General features: G+C 35.1%; 17 protein-coding genes. 13 read left to right on the plus strand and 4 right to left on the minus strand.

Translation table 11 applies throughout. The features are described 5' to 3' along the window. Positions 1 to 125 precede the first annotated feature (125 nt). The 7 genes from Q3V31_RS24060 to Q3V31_RS24090 all read left to right on the plus strand — a co-directional run bounded on the left by Q3V31_RS24060 (position 126) and on the right by Q3V31_RS24090 (position 6,704). Positions 126 to 1,004, plus strand: a complete 879-nt coding sequence (locus tag Q3V31_RS24060; RefSeq protein ID WP_329767392.1) for an ROK family protein — start codon at positions 126 to 128, stop codon at positions 1,002 to 1,004. A 128-nt stretch (positions 1,005 to 1,132) separates the two neighbouring features. Further along, complete coding sequence (locus Q3V31_RS24065; protein ID WP_001121596.1) at positions 1,133 to 1,729, plus strand: TerD family protein; 597 nt, start codon at positions 1,133 to 1,135, stop codon at positions 1,727 to 1,729. Between the two features lie 23 nt (positions 1,730 to 1,752). Further along, positions 1,753 to 2,337: a TerD family protein gene (locus Q3V31_RS24070; RefSeq protein WP_000146733.1), complete on the plus strand. Its 585-nt coding sequence runs from the start codon at positions 1,753 to 1,755 to the stop codon at positions 2,335 to 2,337. Positions 2,338 to 2,417: 80 nt separating this feature from the next. Next, positions 2,418 to 2,996, plus strand: coding sequence for a TerD family protein (locus Q3V31_RS24075; RefSeq protein WP_000236636.1), 579 nt, complete (start codon positions 2,418 to 2,420; stop codon positions 2,994 to 2,996). Positions 2,997 to 3,069: 73 nt separating this feature from the next. After that, positions 3,070 to 3,861 carry a TerC family protein gene (locus Q3V31_RS24080; protein ID WP_000025693.1) on the plus strand — a complete coding sequence of 264 codons (792 nt, stop codon included), beginning with the start codon at positions 3,070 to 3,072 and terminating at the stop codon, positions 3,859 to 3,861. A 110-nt stretch (positions 3,862 to 3,971) separates the two neighbouring features. Beyond that, positions 3,972 to 5,603, plus strand: a complete 1,632-nt coding sequence (locus Q3V31_RS24085; RefSeq protein WP_000492837.1) for a YceG family protein — start codon at positions 3,972 to 3,974, stop codon at positions 5,601 to 5,603. Between the two features lie 18 nt (positions 5,604 to 5,621). Further along, the gene (locus Q3V31_RS24090; protein WP_001064419.1) at positions 5,622 to 6,704 is read left to right on the plus strand and encodes a toxic anion resistance protein; all 1,083 of its coding nucleotides are present in this window, start codon (positions 5,622 to 5,624) and stop codon (positions 6,702 to 6,704) included. 35 nt (positions 6,705 to 6,739) lie between these two features. On the opposite strand, the gene Q3V31_RS24095 is transcribed toward Q3V31_RS24090, so the two are convergent. Further along, positions 6,740 to 9,406: a cation-translocating P-type ATPase gene (locus Q3V31_RS24095; protein WP_329767393.1), complete on the minus strand. Its 2,667-nt coding sequence runs from the start codon at positions 9,404 to 9,406 to the stop codon at positions 6,740 to 6,742. Between the two features lie 192 nt (positions 9,407 to 9,598). Next, a complete protein-coding gene (locus tag Q3V31_RS24100) occupies positions 9,599 to 9,823 on the minus strand; it encodes a DUF1128 domain-containing protein (RefSeq protein WP_000366197.1) in 225 nt (74 codons plus the stop codon). Between the two features lie 174 nt (positions 9,824 to 9,997). Between Q3V31_RS24100 and Q3V31_RS24105 the strand changes: the two genes are divergently transcribed. From Q3V31_RS24105 to Q3V31_RS24115, 3 genes are read left to right on the plus strand one after another with little or no spacing between them, the layout of a single operon-like run. Further along, the gene (locus Q3V31_RS24105) at positions 9,998 to 10,462 is read left to right on the plus strand and encodes a low molecular weight protein-tyrosine-phosphatase (protein WP_000250903.1); all 465 of its coding nucleotides are present in this window, start codon (positions 9,998 to 10,000) and stop codon (positions 10,460 to 10,462) included. 53 nt (positions 10,463 to 10,515) lie between these two features. After that, positions 10,516 to 11,031, plus strand: a complete 516-nt coding sequence (locus tag Q3V31_RS24110) for a DUF4075 domain-containing protein (protein WP_001085400.1) — start codon at positions 10,516 to 10,518, stop codon at positions 11,029 to 11,031. A 6-nt stretch (positions 11,032 to 11,037) separates the two neighbouring features. Further along, positions 11,038 to 11,907, plus strand: coding sequence for a YihY/virulence factor BrkB family protein (locus tag Q3V31_RS24115; protein ID WP_001224543.1), 870 nt, complete (start codon positions 11,038 to 11,040; stop codon positions 11,905 to 11,907). 184 nt (positions 11,908 to 12,091) lie between these two features. On the opposite strand, the gene Q3V31_RS24120 is transcribed toward Q3V31_RS24115, so the two are convergent. After that, entirely contained in the window at positions 12,092 to 14,017 is a 1,926-nt protein-coding gene (locus tag Q3V31_RS24120; protein ID WP_000990897.1) for a heavy metal translocating P-type ATPase, read from the minus strand. A 426-nt stretch (positions 14,018 to 14,443) separates the two neighbouring features. On the opposite strand from Q3V31_RS24120, the gene Q3V31_RS24125 reads away from it, so the two are divergent. From Q3V31_RS24125 to lepB, 3 genes are all read left to right on the plus strand, one after another. Continuing rightward, positions 14,444 to 15,394: a DMT family transporter gene (locus tag Q3V31_RS24125; protein WP_329767396.1), complete on the plus strand. Its 951-nt coding sequence runs from the start codon at positions 14,444 to 14,446 to the stop codon at positions 15,392 to 15,394. A 123-nt stretch (positions 15,395 to 15,517) separates the two neighbouring features. Continuing rightward, on the plus strand, positions 15,518 to 16,198 hold the full coding sequence (locus Q3V31_RS24130) for a lysoplasmalogenase (protein ID WP_001102003.1): 681 nt from the start codon (positions 15,518 to 15,520) through the stop codon (positions 16,196 to 16,198). A 275-nt stretch (positions 16,199 to 16,473) separates the two neighbouring features. Beyond that, the gene (lepB, locus tag Q3V31_RS24135) at positions 16,474 to 17,010 is read left to right on the plus strand and encodes a signal peptidase I (RefSeq protein WP_000983287.1); all 537 of its coding nucleotides are present in this window, start codon (positions 16,474 to 16,476) and stop codon (positions 17,008 to 17,010) included. Positions 17,011 to 17,221: 211 nt separating this feature from the next. Here the strand turns inward: lepB and Q3V31_RS24140 are convergent, their stop codons facing one another. Then, positions 17,222 to 19,978, minus strand: a complete 2,757-nt coding sequence (locus Q3V31_RS24140; RefSeq protein ID WP_016128281.1) for a hypothetical protein — start codon at positions 19,976 to 19,978, stop codon at positions 17,222 to 17,224. Positions 19,979 to 20,307 lie beyond the last annotated feature (329 nt).

Here is a 20,307-nt window from a genome sequence, read left to right on the forward strand (position 1 = left end):
AAAAAAAACTATATATAGAAAAAGGTGGTGTATTTCTAAAGGGAGAAAAGAGTTAATGTAAATTCCCTACAAATAGTAGATTGATGGAGAATTTACACTCATAACAGTAGAGGAAGTGGCAACGGATGAAAGAATATATTGCATTTGATATTGGTGGTACGCAAATTAAATATGGAATTGTTTCAGAAATAGGGGTAGTACTAATGCATAAAAAGGTCCCAACAGAAATTCACTTGGGCGGGGAACAAATTGTTCAAAAGCTTATATATGTATCAAAAAAAATAATGACTGAACATACTATTTCCGGAATTGGTATTAGTACAGCGGGAATTGTTGATATTAATAAAGGAGTTATAACGGGAGGTATGGAGCATATTCCGCATTATGCTGATATTCCTATTGTTGAGAGATTACAAGAAATATTAAAAGTTCCTGTATCTATTGAAAATGATGTTAATTGTGCAGCCTTTGGCGAGAAATGGAAGGGGATTGGGAGGGGAGAAAGTGATTTTATTATGCTCACACTTGGAACGGGGATTGGTGGAGCAATTGTTATAAATGGGGAGTTATACCGTGGACATTCGTTTGGTGCTGGAGAATGGGGAAATATGTTAATAGAAGGGAAAACTTTTGAGGAGGTTGCCTCAATTTCGGGATTAATTCATCTTGTACGAAGATATAAAGGTGAAGAAGAGTGGGATGGTAAAACAATTTTTGAATTATATGATAAGGGTGATAGTGGTGTTACTCAAGCCGTGAAGATTTTCTTTAAACATTTGGCGATTGGAATTAGTAACCTTGCTTATATTTTTAATCCGAAAATGATTATAATTGGTGGGGGAATTACTGAAAGAGGAGATGATTTCTTAGATGAAGTGAAGGAAGAGATAGGAACATACTTAAATCAAGAGATTTATAGTAATTGTGAGATTAAACTTGCGCAAAGCGGCAATTGTGCAGGAATGATTGGTTCTATTTACCACTTCTTACATCATCATAAGTAAATTATATGGATGTTTTCATATAATTAAGAATTTATCCTTTTTCTCACTAGATAAATAATGCTACAATATAAGAGAAGAATACAATATTTTCCGATTCGGAAAATGCTTTGTAGAAAGGAAGAAACTTCATGCCTATTATTTTAGAAAAAGGACAAAAGATCGATTTAACGAAAGGACAACCGAGAGTAGCAAAACTGCAGGTTGGCTTGGGCTGGGATCCAATTGGGCAATCAGGTGGTTTTCTGTCTTCTTTATTTGGAAGTAAACCGAATGTAGATTGTGATGCATCTGTTGTTATGTTAGAAGGAGATCGCTTTTTAAACAAAAATGATCTAGTTTATTTTGGCAACAAACTTTCTACTTGTGGTAGTATCATTCATTCAGGAGATAATTTAACAGGTGAAGGTGCTGGTGATGACGAAACAATTTTCGTAGAATTACATAAAGTTCCGAGCCGTATTAATCGTTTAGTATTCGTTGTAAATATCTATGACTGTGTAAATCGTCGTCAAGATTTTGGGATGATTCGCAATGCATATATTCGTATTCAAAACCCACAAACAGGTGAAGAATTAGCGCGTTATAACTTGTCAGATAATTACGCTGGCAAAATGACTTTAATTGCAGGGGAAATGTATCGAGACGGAAACGAATGGAAGTTTTCAGCAGTTGGAGAAGGAACACAAGATAAAAACTTAAGTGAGATTGTATCACGTTACCAATAAAATAAACCAAGGAGGAATTGTATATGGCATCAATTTCATTGAAAAAAGGACAAAAGGTAGACTTAACAAAAACAAATCCAGGTCTTTCGAAAGTTCTTGTAGGACTTGGTTGGGACACGAATCGTTATGACGGACAAAGCGATTTCGATTTAGATGTTAGTATTTTCTTAGTAGGTGCTAACGGTAAAGTTTCAGGAGCAGAGGATTTCGTTTTCTATAATAATCCCAAAGGTGCGAATGGTGCTGTAGAGCATTTAGGAGATAACCGTACAGGTGAAGGTGAAGGCGACGATGAAACAATTAAAATAGACTTAAAAAATGTTCCTGCACATATCGAACGTATTTGCTTCACAATCACAATTTATGATGGAGAAGGCCGTAGCCAAAACTTCGGACAAGTTTCTAACTCTTTCGTACGCATTATGGATGAAGAAAAGAATGCAGAATTAATTCGTTACGATTTAGGAGAAGATTTCTCTATTGAAACTGCAGTAGTAGTAAGTGAATTATACCGTCACGCAGGTGAGTGGAAATTCAATGCAATCGGAAGTGGATTCCAAGGTGGATTAGGTTCTCTATGTAATAACTTTGGTTTAGATGTAGAGTAATAGATTTATATATCCATCAGTGAAATGTATATTTACTGATGGATATATTTCTTGATATTAAAATATAGAGGTGAATATGCATGGTTATTCAATTACAAAAAGGACAGAAAATTGATTTAGCTAAAACAAGCCCAGGTTTATCAAGAGCAGTAATTGGTCTTGGATGGGATATTAAATCTTATGATGGTGGATCTGATTTCGATTTAGATGCATCTGCCTTTTTATTAGATGCGAACGGGAAATGTACGAAGGAAACTGATTTTATTTTCTATAATAATTTACAGTCTCCTTGTGAGTCAGTTTTACATACAGGAGATAACCGTACAGGTGCAGGTGACGGTGATGATGAGCAACTTGTTGTAGATTTGAAAAAGGTTCCAGCAGATGTTCATAAAATTGCTATTACAGTTACAATTTATGATGGTGAAGGCCGTAATCAAAACTTTGGACAGGTTGCAAATGCATTCGTTCGTTTAGCAAATGAAGAAACAAACGAAGAAGTTCTTCGTTTTGATTTAGGGGAAGATTTCTCCATTGAAACAGCAGTTGTCTTTTGTGAATTATACCGTCATAATGGACAGTGGAAGTTTAATGCAGTAGGAAGCGGTTTCCAAGGTGGCTTAGGTGCGCTTGTAAGAGCGTATGGCTTGGATGCATAAGAAGGGAAACGACATTCGTTTCCTTTTTTTGACCTTTCTATAAATCTAGCAAAGAATAGGGGATAAAGGTAAGATGAGTATTTTGCAAGGAATCCTTGATACGTATGCTCAGTTTTTTGACTTGGACATGTGGATTAAAGTGTTGCAGGATCCAGTATCTTGGGGATTAATCGGTACACTTGTTGTACTTGAAGGGTTATTATCTGCTGATAACGCACTTGTATTAGCGGTAATGGTAAAACACCTTCCAGAAGAAAAGCGTAAAAAAGCATTATTCTATGGCCTTATTGGAGCTTATGTATTCCGTTTTATTGCAATTGGAATCGGAATGTTCTTAATTAAATTAGCATGGGTAAAAGTGTTAGGTGCACTTTACTTAGCTTGGCTTTCAATTAAATACTTCATTGATAAGCGAAAAGGTAATGCAGAAGAAGAGGAAGCTCATGGTATGAACCAAAATAGTATTCTCTTCAGAATGTTTGGTGTCTTCTGGGGGACAGTTGCGATGGTTGAATTAATGGATATCGCATTCTCTGTAGATAGCGTACTTGCTGCATTTGGTGTATCGAATGAAGTTTGGATTTTACTATTAGGCGGAATGCTCGGTATTTTAATGATGCGTGGTATCGCTGGCGTATTCTTAAAATTGTTAGAACGTATTCCAGAACTGGAAACGACAGCATATATTTTAATCTTAATTATTGCAGCAAAAATGCTACTGTCTGTCATTCATATTGAAGTAAGCCATACGCTGTTCTTTATTATTTTAGTTGTAGCGTTTGGAGCAACATTTATACTTCACTACATGAAGAATTCTGGACAAGCTAAAGAAGAAGTTGCAGCTACTAAAAATGAACATAAATAATTGAAATGGGTTTGCTCGTTATACGAGCGCCCATTTTTTATAATTAAAAATAGTTTATAATAGAAGAGAGACTTTATAAAAAACGTAAATGTTTTTGGAGGTGAACTGTTGTGTTCTCACGTTTTACACTTCAACCATGTGCATTAAAAGAAGAATCAGATTTAAAGCAATTTGAAGCGCTTTTAGAAAAACGCCCACAATATGAACTGACAGAGAATGAGATGAAATTTAGTTATATAGCAACTCGTATTCTTGGTGTTCCCAATGATGTAGATGAATATTTTAATGAGTTATTTGATTATAGTGAAGCAAAAGGGATCGAGGTTTTGCATGAACAAAATTTAAATAAGGTGATTGATCCCGAAAAACTGCGCCATATTCAAGAAGTTTTTGCATTACATCAAGAAGCACCGAATGGACTTACAGTAAATAGACTTGTAGCCCATTTGTCTGGAAAACAACTATTACCGCAAGTAGACAATCCTGATTTACAGCATTATATACATACGACGTTTATTTCGGTATTAAAATTGTATGAAAAACAACATAATCAATCTTTAAAAACAGAAGGGTTCCGTCGTTTCTTAATTGACATGATTAAATTAAGTGAAAATTACGTAGCGAAGTGGTTCTCTACGATTAATTATAAGAAACAAATGCCGCGTATCGTTTGGTACGGTGATGCGACAGAGAGTCGTATATATTTCTTATACTTTCTTATTATGCTCGGCTGCGATGTGCTTTATTATCACCCAGAAGGAAAAGATGGATTTGAGAGTATAGATGAGGAAGGAAAGACCTTTGTCGTATCTCATTCAGGCCGTATTTCATTGGAACCATTTCCTGATCGGCGTCGTGAACGCGTCGCAACGGTAGCTTATCAAGCTTCAAAAGAAATCGAGCAAGTACTTCACCACGATAATTCACTGCTGTACAAGCCATGGCAATTCCGTTCATATACACCTGTAGCACGTACATTAAAAACAACATACGATGAACTCTTTTTAATTACGAAAGAAAAGGCATTTGTACGCCCAACCTTCTTTGTTGAAAATAAGCATATTTATATCCCTTCTTTATTTGCAAAAATATCAGGTGTGTCAAAGAATGATAAAGAATATTTTCAACGATTAAAGGCTGTTACATCATTTGATAACAGTTTATTAATTAATACATTTCCGTTTACGAAAGAACAAAAAGCGAATTTCCAATATCATTATCGAGATGCATTGGACCGCGGAGGGAAGTTACATCCGGATTTAATTATGAATAGTCATTGGTGGCCGCATAAACGTTTACCAGAAGGTTTACAACATGGTATTGCAGAGGCAATCATTCATACGTGCGAAAGTGAAATGTGTAAACCAATTGCGAAAGAGACGAAACAAGATGTAGCACTGTATGTTTTCGCACAGCTTTCTCAAATCCCACCGAATATTTTAGAGCAACTTGAGAAATTTGATTATTCGCAAGAAGTACCGAAAATTGTTATATTTAATAATGAGAAGAGCGGAGAATTAAGCCGTTCTGATGCTGTTTTATTATTGTTTTTAAATCAAATTGGAGTAGATGTATTCCACTTCAATCCAACGGGGAGAAACGATATTGAACCGTATATTGAAGTAGGAGCATTTGATTCACATTGGCTTGAAGAAGTTAATTTCGATCTTGAGTTTCATGGTTCATCAGCCTATAAAAATTTATCACAAACAATAAAAGGACTATTTCGTCCATTTTTATAAGGAAAGGGAGAATACCATATGAATAACCCAGTCGTACTAGATTCGAAAACAGAATTGAATGAGCAAACGGCACAAGATGTTCGTTTACAACTTAGACAAGATGCGGAAGTGCAACGTATTTATAATGCGGTAGATATTAAAGATCAATTAGAATTAATCGAGCTTGGAAAAGAACCATCTATGGAAATTTCACGTTTCGCTGATCAAATTTTACATACAATGTCTTTATCAAAAATAGAAGACTCTGGTGAATTATTAAAACAGCTTGGTAAAATTATGGACAGATTTGATAGCAAAGATTTTGCGGAAGAGAAAAGTGGCTTCTTCTCACGCATGTTCAAAAAAGCAGATAAAATGATTGAACAAATCTTTAGTAAGTATCAGACAATGGGTCGCGAAATGGATAAAGTATACGTAGAAATTACGAAGTATCAAGATGAAATGAAAAAATCAATTGGTACATTAGATGGCCTGTATGAGCAAAACTTAAAGTATTATTTAGATTTAGAAAAATACGTAGTAGCAGGGGAAATGTTATTAGAGCGTTTAAATACAGAGTTAGTTCCGATGTACGAAGAGCGCGTACGTAATAATGATCAGTTAGCAGGTATTGAATTAGAATCGCTTAAAAACTCTGTTGAAATTTTAGAACAACGTATTGATGACTTAGAAAAAGCACGTATGGTTGCTCTATTAACAGCGCCACAAATTCGTATGGTTCAACGTGGTAACAACAAATTAATCGGTAAAATCAATACAGCATTTATTACAACGATTCCTATCTTTAAAAATGGTATTATTCAAGCGGTAAATGCAAAACGTCAAAAGCTGGTTGCAGATTCTATGGCTGAACTTGATCGTCGTACGAATGAATTGCTTAAGAAAAATGCACAAAATATCGCGACTCAAAGTGTGGAAGTAGCGAGGTTATCAGGTTCTTCTAGTATTAAGATGGAAACACTTGAGGAGACTTGGAACATTATTTCAAGAGGTATGCAAGAAACACAACAAATTGAAGAACAAAATAAACGTGAGCGTGAAGAAAGCCGTAAGCGTATGGCTACATTAACAGAGAACATCAAAAAAGAATTACAAGGCTAAATGAAAAGGCAATGAGGAATATTCCTCATTGCCTTTTAGTTTCTCTTAACTAATTTAATGATTTCATTCACAACAAGCGGAATGATACTTAATAAGAGAACAAATCCCCAATCGCGTAATGTTAATGCATGCACACCAAATATATTGGCAAGAGGAGGGATGGAGATAATACAAACTTGCATAAGAACACCGATAAGAAGTGAGAAGACTAAATATTTATTTGTAAATATCCCAATTGAAAAAATCGATTTCGTTCTTGAACGTAAGTTAAATGAATGAACGAGTTGAGAAAAACTAAGAACGACAAATGCCATCGTTTGAGCATGTAATAGAGCGTCTTCATCAATTTGCTCTGGGAAGAGAGGAAATAAATTTGTATCTCCTGTATAGAGCTTTGCCCCAACGATAAAGGCTGTTAAAGTGAGAAGTCCAATTACAACCCCATTGAAAATAAGAAAAGGAAGGCTACCGCTAAATAAGCTTTCTTTCGCATGTCGTGGTTTTTCCTTCATCACATCTGGATCTTCAGGATCAACACCGAGTGACAGTGCAGGCAGTGTATCTGTAATTAAATTTACCCACAAAATGTGAATAGGTCGTAGTGGTGTTGCCCAGCCAAGTAAAATAGCTAAAAATAAAGCGATAATTTCTCCGAAGTTACAAGAGAGTAGGAAGAGAATCGATTTTTTTATATTACGATAAATATTTCTACCTTCTTCAACGGCTTTAACGATAGATGAGAAGTTATCGTCTGTTAAAACGACATCTGCTGCGCCTTTTGCGACATCTGTTCCGGTAATGCCCATTGCTACTCCAACATCTGCTTGTTTTAAAGATGGAGCATCATTTACACCGTCTCCAGTCATGGAAACAATATTTCCTTTAGCGCGTAATGCTTTTACGATCTTTACTTTATGCTCTGGAGAGACTCTGGCGAATACATTTAAGTGATTAATTTTATTTGCTAGTTCTGTATCTGGGATGTTATCTAATTCAGTTCCAATCATAATTTCAGATATTTCTTTGGCAATACCAAGTTCTTTGGCAATTGCAAAGGCGGTATCTTTATGGTCACCAGTAATCATAACTGTGCGAATACCGGCTTTTTTACATTCTGTAATGGAATCTTTTACTTCTGTACGTGGTGGATCAATCATACCGACAAGACCGATAAAGATGAGATTTTCTTCGAGATGATTTATATCCACATAGCTTGAATTGTATTGTTTAAATGCGAATGAAAGTACTCTTAAAGCTTCTTGAGACATTGACTGGGCAGCATCTAATATTTGATTTTTATCAGAATCTGTTAGGACCTCGATTTTGTTATTTATAAAGATATGGGTGCAGTGAGGTAAAAGTTTATCGATAGCACCTTTCGTCATACTATAGTATTTTTCATCGTACGTGTGTACAGTTGACATCATTTTACGATCAGAATCGAAAGGTAGTTCGTTAACGCGTTCATGTATCTTTTCTAAATGATCCTTTTGCATGTTAAAAGTGTTTCCAGCAACGAGAAGCGCAATTTCAGTAGGGTCTCCGGTTTGTGAGTCATTATTGTAAGACGCATCATTACATAGCACCATATTTTCTAACAATAGACGTTGCGCATCATTATTTACATTTAAATTTTCTAAGTGATCGTATGTGTTATCACTATAAAAGTGAGTAACAGTCATTTTATTTTGAGTTAATGTACCCGTTTTATCTGAACAAATAATTGTGACAGAACCGAGGGCTTCAACAGCTGGTAGTTTATGAATGATAACATTTTGTTTAATCATACGCTGAACACCAATTGCAAGAACGATGGAAACGATAGCTGGCAAACCTTCTGGAATGGCTGCAACAGCTAAACTAATCGCAGTCATGAACATTTCTAATGTATCTCGTCCTTGTAAAAAACCGATGAGAAACATAGTAGCACAAATAGCTACAGCGACAAAACCTAAATATTTTCCTACTTGTGCTAAGCTTTTTTGAAGTGGTGTCATATCATCGTCTGCTTCATGTAAAAGGGTAGCGATTTTACCAATCTGTGAGTTCATTCCAGTTTCAACAGCGACACCAACTCCGCGTCCGTATGTTACTAGCGTCGACATAAAGGCCATGTTTTTTTGATCGCCTAATGGCACTTGTTCATCACTTTGCATAGAAGGGTGGTAGATTGCATCTTTATCAACAGGGACAGATTCACCAGTTAGAGCAGATTCTTCAACCTTTAAATTAGCAGTCTCGATAAGCCGTAAATCACATGGGATATATCGTCCGGCATCAAGCATAACGATATCACCTGGAACGACGTGTTCAGATGGGATTTCTTTAAGTTCGCCGTCTCGTTTTACGATAGCTTTAGGTGTCGCCATTTTCTTTAGTGCTTCTAAAGCTTGCTCGGCCTTTGATTCTTGAATGACACCGATAACTGCATTTAAAATCACAACGAGCGCGATAATACTTGCATCGGCCCATTCACCTACAAAGGCGGAAATAAGGGCAGCAATAATAAGGACATATACGAGGACGTCGTTAATTTGGGTGAAAATGCGTTGCCATAAAGTACGTTTTTGTTTTGTAGCTAATTCATTAGAACCATATTGCTTTAAACGTTCATTTACGATTTCATCTGTTAAACCGTGTTGTTCATTTGTTTCTAGGTCGATTAATGTTTGATTTTTCGTCTTACTGTACCAATTGCTCATAAGTAAGCACCTCCAGTAAAAACAGTTAGCAATGGTAGTGTTGCTATTATTTGTGAGTAGTATGTATGGAGAAAAAATCTAAGGTGAGGTTCTACTTTCATTGTACAGTATTTTAAAATGTGATGAGGAAAAGCGTAGAGTTGTCATGAATTTGTTGAAATTAAAAAGAGCCTCTATTTAGGAGGCTCTTTGTTATTTTTTAATTAATGTACCTAACTCTTCTGTAATAGCTTGCATTTCACTAATGCTAAATGTTTCACGTTTCATAACATGCTCATAAATATCACGTAAGTCTTCGTACATTTCTTCGTTAAAGCTAGCTGCTCTCATTGCTCCAGCATTAACCATGCGTAGTTTTTCTTTAATAGCTTCTACCATATATTCAACGTTTTCTTCTGATTTTACGGATAAATCCACCGAAGTGTCCCCCTTTAAAATAACATAAGGCTATCTTAACATTTTTTATCATTTTCGTTAATGAAACTTTTCAATCCTATTAAATTAGTAGGGATTTCCTTTATAATTAATAATTGGTTGTTTATACTATAAGTATATATTAAGAAATGCACCAAGAAGGGAAGAAACAAAAATATGGTCCAAGTATTGTTTGTTTGTCTTGGGAACATTTGCCGTTCTCCAATGGCAGAAGCGATTTTTCGAGATCTTGTCGTAAAAGAGGGACTCGAAGAGAAAATTGTCATTGATTCTGCAGGAACTGGAGATTGGCATATTGGTCATCCACCACATAAAGGAACACAAAAAATTTTAAAAGAAAATGAAGTCGCTTTTGAAGGAATTAAAGCAAGGAAAGTAGAAAAAGAAGACTTAACAAAGTTTGATTATATTATTGCCATGGACAACAAGAATATAGCAGATTTAAAAAGTTTAGGTAAAACTGGAGGCTATATTGGTATGCTGTCCGATTTTGTTCCAGACGGTGGCTGGACAGACGTTCCTGACCCTTACTTTACAGGGAACTTCCAAGAAGTGTATGACCTTGTAACAGAAGGGTGTGCAAAGCTATTAGCTTTCATTCGAAATGAACAAGGAATATGAGGAAGCTTAGAAAGTAATACTTTCTAACATAAGAAATGAAAGGGTGAAGGAATATGGCAAAGAAAAATAATATTGCTCGAAACATTGCGATTGGTGTAGCTGCAGGTGTAGCTGTATCTATGTTAAAGAAAGAAAACCGTGAAAAAGTAAAAAATACAGCGGGAAAAGCAAAAACAAAGATGATTGAAATCGGTGAAAATGCGAAGATAAAAGAAAAAGTGCAAACTGTTACAGATAAAGGACGCGAACTTGCTGATTTTAATGTAGTGAAAGCGAAAGTAGCAGAAATTAAAAAATTAACGCCGTCTGTTGTAGAGACGTTAAAAGAAACGAAAGAAATTTTTAGTAAGAAAAAAGTTGAGCCAGTAGAAAAACCAGAAACGATCGAAATTCAAGCTGTATCTCCGAAAGTAGATGAGCTTAAAGCGGAAGAAGAGCCAGTGGTAGCTGAAGATGGTGGTATGAAAGAAGCGCGTGAATTATTTATGAAAGACTCAAATGCAGAGGAAAAAAAAACTGAAGCATACATTGAGCTAAAGCAAAATAAAGAAGAGAAGAAAAGCGTTTAAAAATATATGAGAAAATTTATAGAAAAAGTAAGAAGACATCGTACTTTTTCGTTCGGAAAAGATTTATATGACCGGACGATGCGCGATGATGTAGCGGGCTTGGCAGCACAGCTCGCTTATTTCTTCTTGCTTGCGATTTTCCCTGGGCTTGTTTTCTTAATTACGCTTCTTGGCTTTATTGACCTTCAAACAGAAAGTGTGCTCAATTTATTAGAACCGTACGTACCAGAAGATGCGATGAATTTAATTGAAGTAAACGTAGATAAAGTTGTAAACGAGCAAAATGGTGGTTTATTATCATTTGGTTTACTATCGATGCTATGGTTTGCTTCAAACGGGGTGAATGCGGTTATGAATGCTTTTAACCGTGCTTATGATGTAACAGAAACCCGTTCCTTTATTAAAACAAGAGCTTTATCTATCGTGTTTACGTTAGCAATAATTTTTATGATTGTGTTTGCACTAATCGTTCCGGTATTTGGACAAGTGATTGGGGCAGCTGTGTTTAAAGCAATTGGTTTATCGGATAGTTTTTCTTACGTTTGGAGTATTACGCGTTTAGTAGCGAGTTTCTTCGTTTTGTTCGCTTTATTTAGCTTTTTATATACGTTTGCTCCTGATCGGAAATTAAAGCGAAGAGAAGTCATATCGGGGGCTTTATTTGCTACTGTAGGATGGATTGTGGTATCGTACTCATTTGCCTATTATGTAGATAAATTTGCAAATTACGCTAATACATATGGTGGTCTCGGTGGTATCATTATTTTAATGTTATGGTTTTACTTAACTGGGTGGGTAATTTTACTTGGCGGTGAAATTAATGGTTTACTCCATCATTATAGAACGGGTGACAATAATTCCCGTAATGAAAAATGAGCTCTTGTTCCATAATAAAAGGGAACAGGGGGGATATTTCATGAGTAACAATAAAAAGAACCACAATAATAAAAGTAACAATAAACAAAAGAGCAGTTCGCATCCAAAGCATAAAACGAGCAGCAGTGCGAACGGTCACAATAGCTACCATTAAAAAAAGCGGGTCCTTTATGAGGGACCCGTTTTATTTGTTTCCTTTTAATAATCGCAAACCATTTAAAATGACAAGAATCGTACTTCCTTCATGTCCAATAACACCGAATGGAAGAGCCAAAAATTGCAAGAAGTTAGAACAAATCAGCATTGCAATTACAGCTAGCGAAAAGATTACATTTTGCTTCACAATACGGTTCATTCGTTTTGATAAACGGATGGCTTGAGAGAGACGAGATAATTCGTTCTTCATGAGAACAACGTCTGCAGTCTCTAATGCCACGTCTGTTCCTTCACCCATTGCAACACCAATACTAGCAGTAGCGAGTGCAGGTGCATCGTTTATACCATCTCCAACCATGGCGACTATGCCGTACTTTTCTTTTAACTGCTTTATCGTTTCAACTTTCGTTTCTGGTAAACATGATGCGTAATATTCTTTTATATTACTTTCATGGGCAATTGCTTTTGCTGTTTCTTCATTATCACCAGTAATCATGATTGCTTCTACACCAATGCTTTGTAAATCATGAATAGCAGCTATTGTTTCTTGACGAAGGGTATCTTTTAAAGCGATTAGTCCAAGAATACCATCCTCATCACTTATATAAACGACAGTTTTTCCCTCTTTTTCAAGTGAGGCAGAAATGCCATTATGAAATGTTTTTGTTTCTTCTCCGATAAAATCAGCTTTACCAATTTTATAAGCGTTGTTTTCTAATATTCCTTTTAATCCAAAACCAGTTACATCTTCAACGTTTTCTGGTTTTTTTATCGTAATGTCGTAAGCATGTTTTGCATATTTAACAATCGCTTCTGCTAAAGGATGTGTAGAGTGACTTTCAATCGCTGCTGTAATAGAAAGTACTTCACTTTCTGCTATGCCTTCTCGAACATATACATCTGTTACAGTAGGTTTTCCTTGTGTTAATGTTCCTGTTTTATCAAAGGCAATCGCCTTTACTGAAGCTAGACGTTCTAAATGAATACCACCTTTAAAGAGAATACCATTTCTCGCTCCGTTTGAAATTGCTGATAAAGTTGCTGGTGTAATGGCTGCAACTAGCGCACAAGGAGAAGCGACTACAAGTAAGATCATAGCGCGATAAAACGTTTCATTCCAACTCCAATCAAGTAAGAAATGAGGAACGAACATCATAAGCGTAACAACGAGTAGTACACCTTTTACGTATGTTCCTTCAAACCTTTCGATGAATAGTTGTGATGGTGATTTTTCGCTTTGTGCACTTTGAACGAGGCGAATAATCTTTTGGAATAATGTTTGATCGCTTGGCTTCGTAATTTTAACTTCGATAGCACCACGTAAATTTACAGTGCCGGCAAATACTTCATCACCGAATTTTTTCTCATTCGGAATAGGTTCTCCTGTAATAGCTGCTTCATCAATATTTGTTTCACCATTATGAATTGTGCCATCAGCAGGAACACGCTCACCTGGCTTAATTAAAATAATATCGTTAATTTGTAATTGTCCAACAGGAATACGTTCCTCAGTTCCGTTTGAAATACGTAATGCTTCTTCCGGTTGTAGATCAAGAAGCGCTGAAATTTCTTTTTGGCTTTTACTTAATGTATAAGATTCCATTGCTCCGCTTAATGCAAAGATGAAGATTAAAATAGCACCTTCTGCCCAGTAACCGATAACTGCGGCACCGATAGCTGCAAAAATCATGAGCATTTCAACATTTAGCTCTTTCTCTTCAATTGTGTCTTCAATACCTTCTTTTGCTTTTGCAAATCCTCCAATTACATAGGCAAGGATATAGAAAGTAATACCTGCGCTTATTGCCTCGTTTTTTGTGAATAACCAGCCAGCTAAAATGAAAATACCAGATGCGATTGCAAATATAAGTTCATAATGTTTCTTTAATGTATCCCATAAAGAGGGATGAGAAATATCTTTTTGTGCTTGTAATGTTTTTACTTCTGCGTTCATTACTACTCGCTCCTTTCGAATTCTTATTGAGAAAAAGAATCAAAATCGAAACCCCTATAAAACGACGAAAGCTGCCATCCATAATGGATAGCAGCATTTCTGTTGAATCTGATTTTAATAGTTATTATGTTGTAATTATTCTATAGTATAGCATATGTTTTTCTTAGATGATATGTTTTTGTTTTAGTATAAAGTAAAACTTTAATTAGTGGGGGTTTTGTTCATCACCCACTGATTATTAGCCCCTACCAATCGGGCTTTTACGGGCAGCAGGGCTCCCACCTAACTTCTTTGCCCCAGCCGAATTTGGAGGTGGAAGTTTTACTGCCTGGCGAATAGCGGGATAAACTGAAAACTTGTGTTTTTGCATTTCCTTTGGTATATATGAATATTGTTCATAAAAAGATCGGAAAGGAAGACATCAAGTTGAAGACAGAGAAATTTTTTACCAATCCGATTGGCGTGTTTATTGCTGCAATAGTAGCAACCTTTTTATGGGGAAGCGCATTTCCCTTTATTAAATTAAGCTATGTTGAACTTGGAATTCAGCCACAAGAAGTCGGAGAACAAATATTATTTGCGGGTTATCGCTTTTTCTTATCTGGTGCAATGCTCTTATTATTTTTTAAAGCGTTAGGAAAAGATATGCAATTCAAAAAAGGAACAGGGAAGCAGTTAGTTCAAATTGGTTTGTTCCAAACTTTTCTTCAATATATATGTTTTTATATTGGAATGAGTTACAGTTCAGGAATTGAAGGAGCGATTATTTCAGGAACATCATCATTCTTTCAAATTTTACTCGCGCACTTTTTATATAAAGATGATGCTCTCAATATGAGAAAAATAATTGGAGTATCTATCGGTTTTTGTGGTGTGATTTTGGTGAATGTACCGAGTGATGGAAGCTTATCATTCCACTTTGGAATAGGTAGCTTATTACTTCTTGGGGCAGCAATGATGTATTCGTATGGAAATATACTAGCAAAAGAAGGAAGTAAAACATTAGATGTTGGGTACATGACAGCATACCAAATGATTTTTGGATCAATTGGATTACTATGTATAGGTGCATTTCAAGTTGGAGTAATACCATTTACATTTAGCCTACATGCAATACTTATGCTTATATATTTATCGTTCTTATCGGCAGCGGGATTTTGTATATGGAATACAATTATGAAGTATAACAAAGTAGGAAAAGTTTCGATGTATATGTTCTTTATACCAGTGTTTGGTGTTTTACTATCCAGTCTAATTTTAGGGGAAGCAATTCATTCCTTTGTACTATTTGGTTTAGCATGTGTTGCAGTGGGAATTATTGTAGTAAATCGCGCTCCGGCTAAACAGAAAATTGAGCAAGAAAAACAGGTAGCATAGAGAACAGAAAAACGATTAAAATGGAAGAACAGCAATGTTCTTCTTTTTTTACATAGAAAAAGGAAAACGTGCCATATGTAACGAAAAAAAGATAGAAAAAGCATTTATTGAGGAGAACATATTATGAATGTACTTTACATTGTGTTAGTCGGACAAATTATTCTTTTTTTAACGGGAGCAATTTATGCGATAGGACAGACGAAAAAAACGAGAAATAATATGCCGTTGCCGTTAGCGGTTCGTCTTATTCTGAGTTTTTCTTTAACTGGTAGTGCAATTTGGATATGGTTACAAGATCCGTCGGTAGAATATAGTACATGGGTTGCACTTGGTATGACTTTATCAACTATAGGAGATTTATTTATGGCAGGATTGATTCCAATTGGTCATCGATTAATTGGAGGAATGGTTACTTTCGCTCTTGCACATTGTTTCTATGTGAAAGCATTTTTACAAACAGGTATTTCATGGAATGGTTTTTGGATTGGTTTACTCGTATACGGACTCTTTCTAATTATAGGATGGTTCTTTTTTATCCGGAATGAAAAACAGGATAAATTGTTTACGATAGGGGCTCTAATTTACGGCTTGTGGGTCGGAGGAATGGCTTGTTTTGCATTCGCCTTATATTACGAGAATACAGGAATATGGTGGGTGCCAGCACTTGGTGGTTTATTGTTCGTGATTTCTGATTTTATTATCGGTGTTACAGATATCGGGGGGCGCAAACTGAAGTATGAACCACTTTGGATTTGGTTTACATATGTCGCAGCGCAGATGTGTATTGTATATGTAGGATTATAAAAAGATACTCTCAAAAATAGTAGATAGGCTATTTTGAGAGTATCTTTTTTTATTGCTATGCTACTATATTTGTTTGTTTTATTTATGCAGCGTATTATATTTAGTAAGCAGGAATTCCATAGAGAAATGCCTATCTAGTAATATATAAGAATAGTAAATGTATGAGGATTATTATTTTTATATTTGTAATATTACAATTTTATAATTCAGAATTTTGTGGAAATTAATCAGTCGGAGTATTTATAATAAAAATAAAAAGATGATGAGATGGTGGAATGATGCAAAAGAAAAAACGTTTGCGTGAGTTCTTTGAAATAATTGCAATAGCATGTTTATTAGTGTTTTTGGCAAAAATCTTTTTGTTTTTTCCTACGACTGTAAAAGGAGCATCGATGAGGCCGACGTTACAAGATGGAGATAAAGTAATCATTAATAAACTTGCCAAGAGATTTGAAAGTTATGAGAGAGAGGATATTATTGTCGTGAAGACAGATAATTTCTACGTGAAGAGAGTTATTGGATTGCCAGGAGATGTAATTGAAATGAAGAATGATCAATTATATGTTAATCATCAAGTGAAAAACGAAGAGTATTTAAATAATAATAAAAAACAGGCAGAAAAATTACTTATCAATTTAACAGAAGACTTTGGACCGATTACAATTCCTAAAAATAAAATTTTTGTGATGGGAGATAATCGTTTAGTTAGTAGGGATAGTAGGAACGGCTTAGGACTCATTGATAGAACAGAAGTATTAGGAAAGCTTATGGCGATATATTACCCATTTGAACATGTGAAAATTGTAAATTAAAAATAAGAAAAACCAAGCGAATTAGTTGCTTGGTTTTTCTTATTTAAACAGTTGGTGTTGTATTTATCCCGCATTAACGGGCAGTAAAACTCCCACCTCAAAATTCAGGTGGAGCAAAGAAGCTAGGTGGGAGATCAACTGCCCGTAAACGCCCGATTGGTGAAGGCTAATAATCAGTGGGGATGAACAAAAACCCCCACTGATTAAAGTTTCACTTTATTGTTTCTTGTGAAGCGATAGTTTCAATATTTAACATGAATTTTTTTTGTAATAATTGCAATTTAAATAGTGTTAAAGGATCATGATAAGTTTCTGGGTTGGTTCTTAGCTTTGTTAATGTTTGCTCATCTTCTTGTATTTCAAGTTGAGCCGCTTCTACAGTTTGTTTCAATATGCTAAGAGGTTCTTTAAAGAACATCATGATATCACGTTCTAGCGCACCTTCAAACACTTCAAATTGAAGGAAGAATTGTTTGGAAATCATCTGAGCAACTTCTGTATAATCTTCTGTTTCAATATATTGTTTATATTTATTTGATAGCATAGACTGGTTTTTTTGCATATTACCGAATAATTTCCCTGCACTTTTCAAGAAAAATTGTGTTGGTGTAAAGCGTAATAAAATATTGATGTTAGCCACTGTAATTCTGTTCGTCATTCTTGCAACATCTCTATCCCAGTCATCTAGTAATTTGAAATCGCACGGAAGTTTAATACGCTCTTCCTCATAGAGTTTATTAAAAGTATCGCCCATTTCATCTAAATAAGCCTGAGCTTGGATGAATTCATTATGAGCAGTTTCAATCCATTCTTGAATAGACCCAGTAAACTTAGGAAGAAGCACTTGCTGTACATGCTTTTGAATTCTTTCATTCATTGCTACATTTAGTTCTTCATGGACTAATTTGAAATCACTATCTTCTTGAACAAGATCAGAGCAACTCTGCAACAATTCAGGGATTTGAGAATGTATATCCTGCGTAATCTCTTCTTTTGTTAAAAGATAAGATTCTGTAATAGAACGAATTTTATCTTTTTGGATAGCAGTAAGATTATTAATAAAACCATCAAGTTTTACTAAAATATGCTTATTCCAGCGGACTGATTTCACTAACGTATTTTCTAATTCCACACGTTCATTTAAAAGGAATGCAATTGTTTTTTGGATAAACCATAATAATTTTTCAATGCGTTCTTTTTCCACGTTACGCTGAGTAAGGTTAGAAAGAATAGAGTCAGTTACATTACCTAGCTGTTCACTACTCTCTTGGGAAGGAGAGTAAGGGAAAAATTGTGCTTCTGGGAAATGTACGAGTATTTTCTTCTTAATGTTGTTCGTGATGTTTTCACTAGTATTTGCATCAATTGTTTGTAAGATGAATTGAATCTGTAAATTTGGTACTTGCTCACGAATATATAGTAATGTATCGAGCTCGTCATTATGTAATGGTGAAGCTGAATTTAGTACATAGATGAGACTATCTGCTGCCTGTAAGTATTCGAAATGAGAGCTGTTTTTGTCAAGTTGTCCATGCATAGTAGGTGTGACAAGGAATGAAAACTTATTTTTTCGTAAAAATCTACTTGGTAATTTAACTTCAATACATTTGTTTTCTAGTTCTAACTGAGAAGGTACCGCTAGTATGTTATGAAGCTCGTCAAAGTTTGGTATATTTCGTATATCTAGCTCTGTAAGCTCAGTTATTGCAGTTTGACTATCATCTTTAAATGTAATTGCAGTTGTTATAGTCTCATTTAATATATTTTCGCCTAGTATAGAGTTAATAAAGGCTGATTTATCATAATCGCTAGCTCCTGCTACTAGAAGTTGTGCAACGTTTAAATCGTATAACTCACGAACAAGTAGTGTGAATTGATGACCTAAATCTACATCATTCTTCTCAGCCCATACAGCAATCGTTTCAAATAATGCTGATACGTCTGCCATATCAACATTTGAATGAGCTGATGTATTTGAAAGTAAGGCACCTGCGCTTTTTACAAGTAATGATTCTAGAGTTGTCGGTGAAACTTCATTCCATGCTAATACTGCTGCGGAGACAAGTAAAGAATCTTCCGTTTTCGTTAAACTAAACCAATTTGTTAATAAATCTGGTACAAGTCCTTGTAATTCGTGCATGAAATGTTGTCCAGTAATCAATTCGAAGTAAGTCTCTTGATAGCGAGTAGAAATTTCATTCCAATCGTCATTAGCATCTACTTCAATATGTAAGAATAAGTGATTTATTGTTTGAATCCAAGGTAGATGGAATGATTCATTTTCATAGCTGTTCCAAAGTGAAATAACAAGCTCTTTAAATTGAACTTGATCGATAGCATATAAGGCTTTTAAAGATTCATAGAAATACTCAGGTTTTATTTTGTTAGTAAAGCCTCTGTTTACATAATTGATTAAAGTATCAAACCAGTGTAATGATTTTGTTCGAATTCCTTCTTGAACCGCTAGTTCAATAGCATTATTCCAATCTTCTTGTTTTTCATAGAACGATCGAGCGATTGCAGTAATATTTGGATAGTCCGGTTGAAACGCAACAGCGTCACTAATCGTCTTAAATGCTAGACCTAAACGATTTTGCTCGATATAAAGAGAAAGAAGTTGTAGGGAAACTTCCATCGTAAGAGTTGTATCTTCTGTTTGGATAGATTTATAAATTTCTTCTGCTTTTGGTAAGAAATCTAATTCGAAATAAGCATCTGCAATATTCTTCATGGCCCAGAGAGCAAGTTCATTATTTACTTTCTCCCATTTGAATATAGCGGCTTCAAAGTCTTTAGTTTGAAAATAAACTTCACCTTGTGCGAAGCGAATATTAGATATATTGGAGAATTCATTTTTTGATTCATTTATATATGCTTCACCGAGTACTTCCGTTACCGGGATGGAAGAGTCTTCTGTTAAAAATGTTTTATAGTAAATCTTTTGGATAAATTGTTTTTCAATGGTCATGTTCGTTCCCCCTGTATAATTTAGAAAAATGATGGTGTATGTAAAAGGGTGCATGTTACTCAAATAGGTAGAAGTTGCATTATATAGACCAAACTATGTTTTTGCTAGATATATCATTTTTCCTGAGAGTTAAACCGTTGCAAAAAGTAACTTTCCTTTATTGTAACAAAAAAATAAGCCTATGAATTTTTATTTTTTAATCTGGCTATTTATAGGCAGGAAGACTCCTACTCCAAAAATTAGCGAATGCAAGGAAGTTAAGTGGCAACCCAGCTGCCCGTAAAATCCCGATTGGTACAGGTTAATAATCGGTGGGGAGGGACAAAAAA

Source organism: Bacillus nitratireducens (assembly GCF_036320425.1).
Classification (GTDB): domain Bacteria; phylum Bacillota; class Bacilli; order Bacillales; family Bacillaceae_G; genus Bacillus_A; species Bacillus_A nitratireducens.

Bases quoted from the DNA above. Each gene is read 5' to 3' on its own strand.
- Q3V31_RS24060 (WP_329767392.1), top strand. From the start codon at position 126: ATGAAAGAATATATTGCATTTGATATTGGTGGTACGCAAATTAAATAT.
- Q3V31_RS24065 (WP_001121596.1), top strand. From the start codon at position 1,133: ATGCCTATTATTTTAGAAAAAGGACAAAAGATCGATTTAACGAAAGGA.
- Q3V31_RS24070 (WP_000146733.1), top strand. From the start codon at position 1,753: ATGGCATCAATTTCATTGAAAAAAGGACAAAAGGTAGACTTAACAAAA.
- Q3V31_RS24075 (WP_000236636.1), top strand. From the start codon at position 2,418: ATGGTTATTCAATTACAAAAAGGACAGAAAATTGATTTAGCTAAAACA.
- Q3V31_RS24080 (WP_000025693.1), top strand. From the start codon at position 3,070: ATGAGTATTTTGCAAGGAATCCTTGATACGTATGCTCAGTTTTTTGAC.
- Q3V31_RS24090 (WP_001064419.1), top strand. From the start codon at position 5,622: ATGAATAACCCAGTCGTACTAGATTCGAAAACAGAATTGAATGAGCAA.
- Q3V31_RS24095 (WP_329767393.1), bottom strand. From the start codon at position 9,406: ATGAGCAATTGGTACAGTAAGACGAAAAATCAAACATTAATCGACCTA.
- Q3V31_RS24105 (WP_000250903.1), top strand. From the start codon at position 9,998: ATGGTCCAAGTATTGTTTGTTTGTCTTGGGAACATTTGCCGTTCTCCA.
- Q3V31_RS24110 (WP_001085400.1), top strand. From the start codon at position 10,516: ATGGCAAAGAAAAATAATATTGCTCGAAACATTGCGATTGGTGTAGCT.
- Q3V31_RS24115 (WP_001224543.1), top strand. From the start codon at position 11,038: ATGAGAAAATTTATAGAAAAAGTAAGAAGACATCGTACTTTTTCGTTC.
- Q3V31_RS24120 (WP_000990897.1), bottom strand. From the start codon at position 14,017: ATGAACGCAGAAGTAAAAACATTACAAGCACAAAAAGATATTTCTCAT.
- Q3V31_RS24130 (WP_001102003.1), top strand. From the start codon at position 15,518: ATGAATGTACTTTACATTGTGTTAGTCGGACAAATTATTCTTTTTTTA.
- lepB (WP_000983287.1), top strand. From the start codon at position 16,474: ATGATGCAAAAGAAAAAACGTTTGCGTGAGTTCTTTGAAATAATTGCA.
- Q3V31_RS24140 (WP_016128281.1), bottom strand. From the start codon at position 19,978: ATGACCATTGAAAAACAATTTATCCAAAAGATTTACTATAAAACATTT.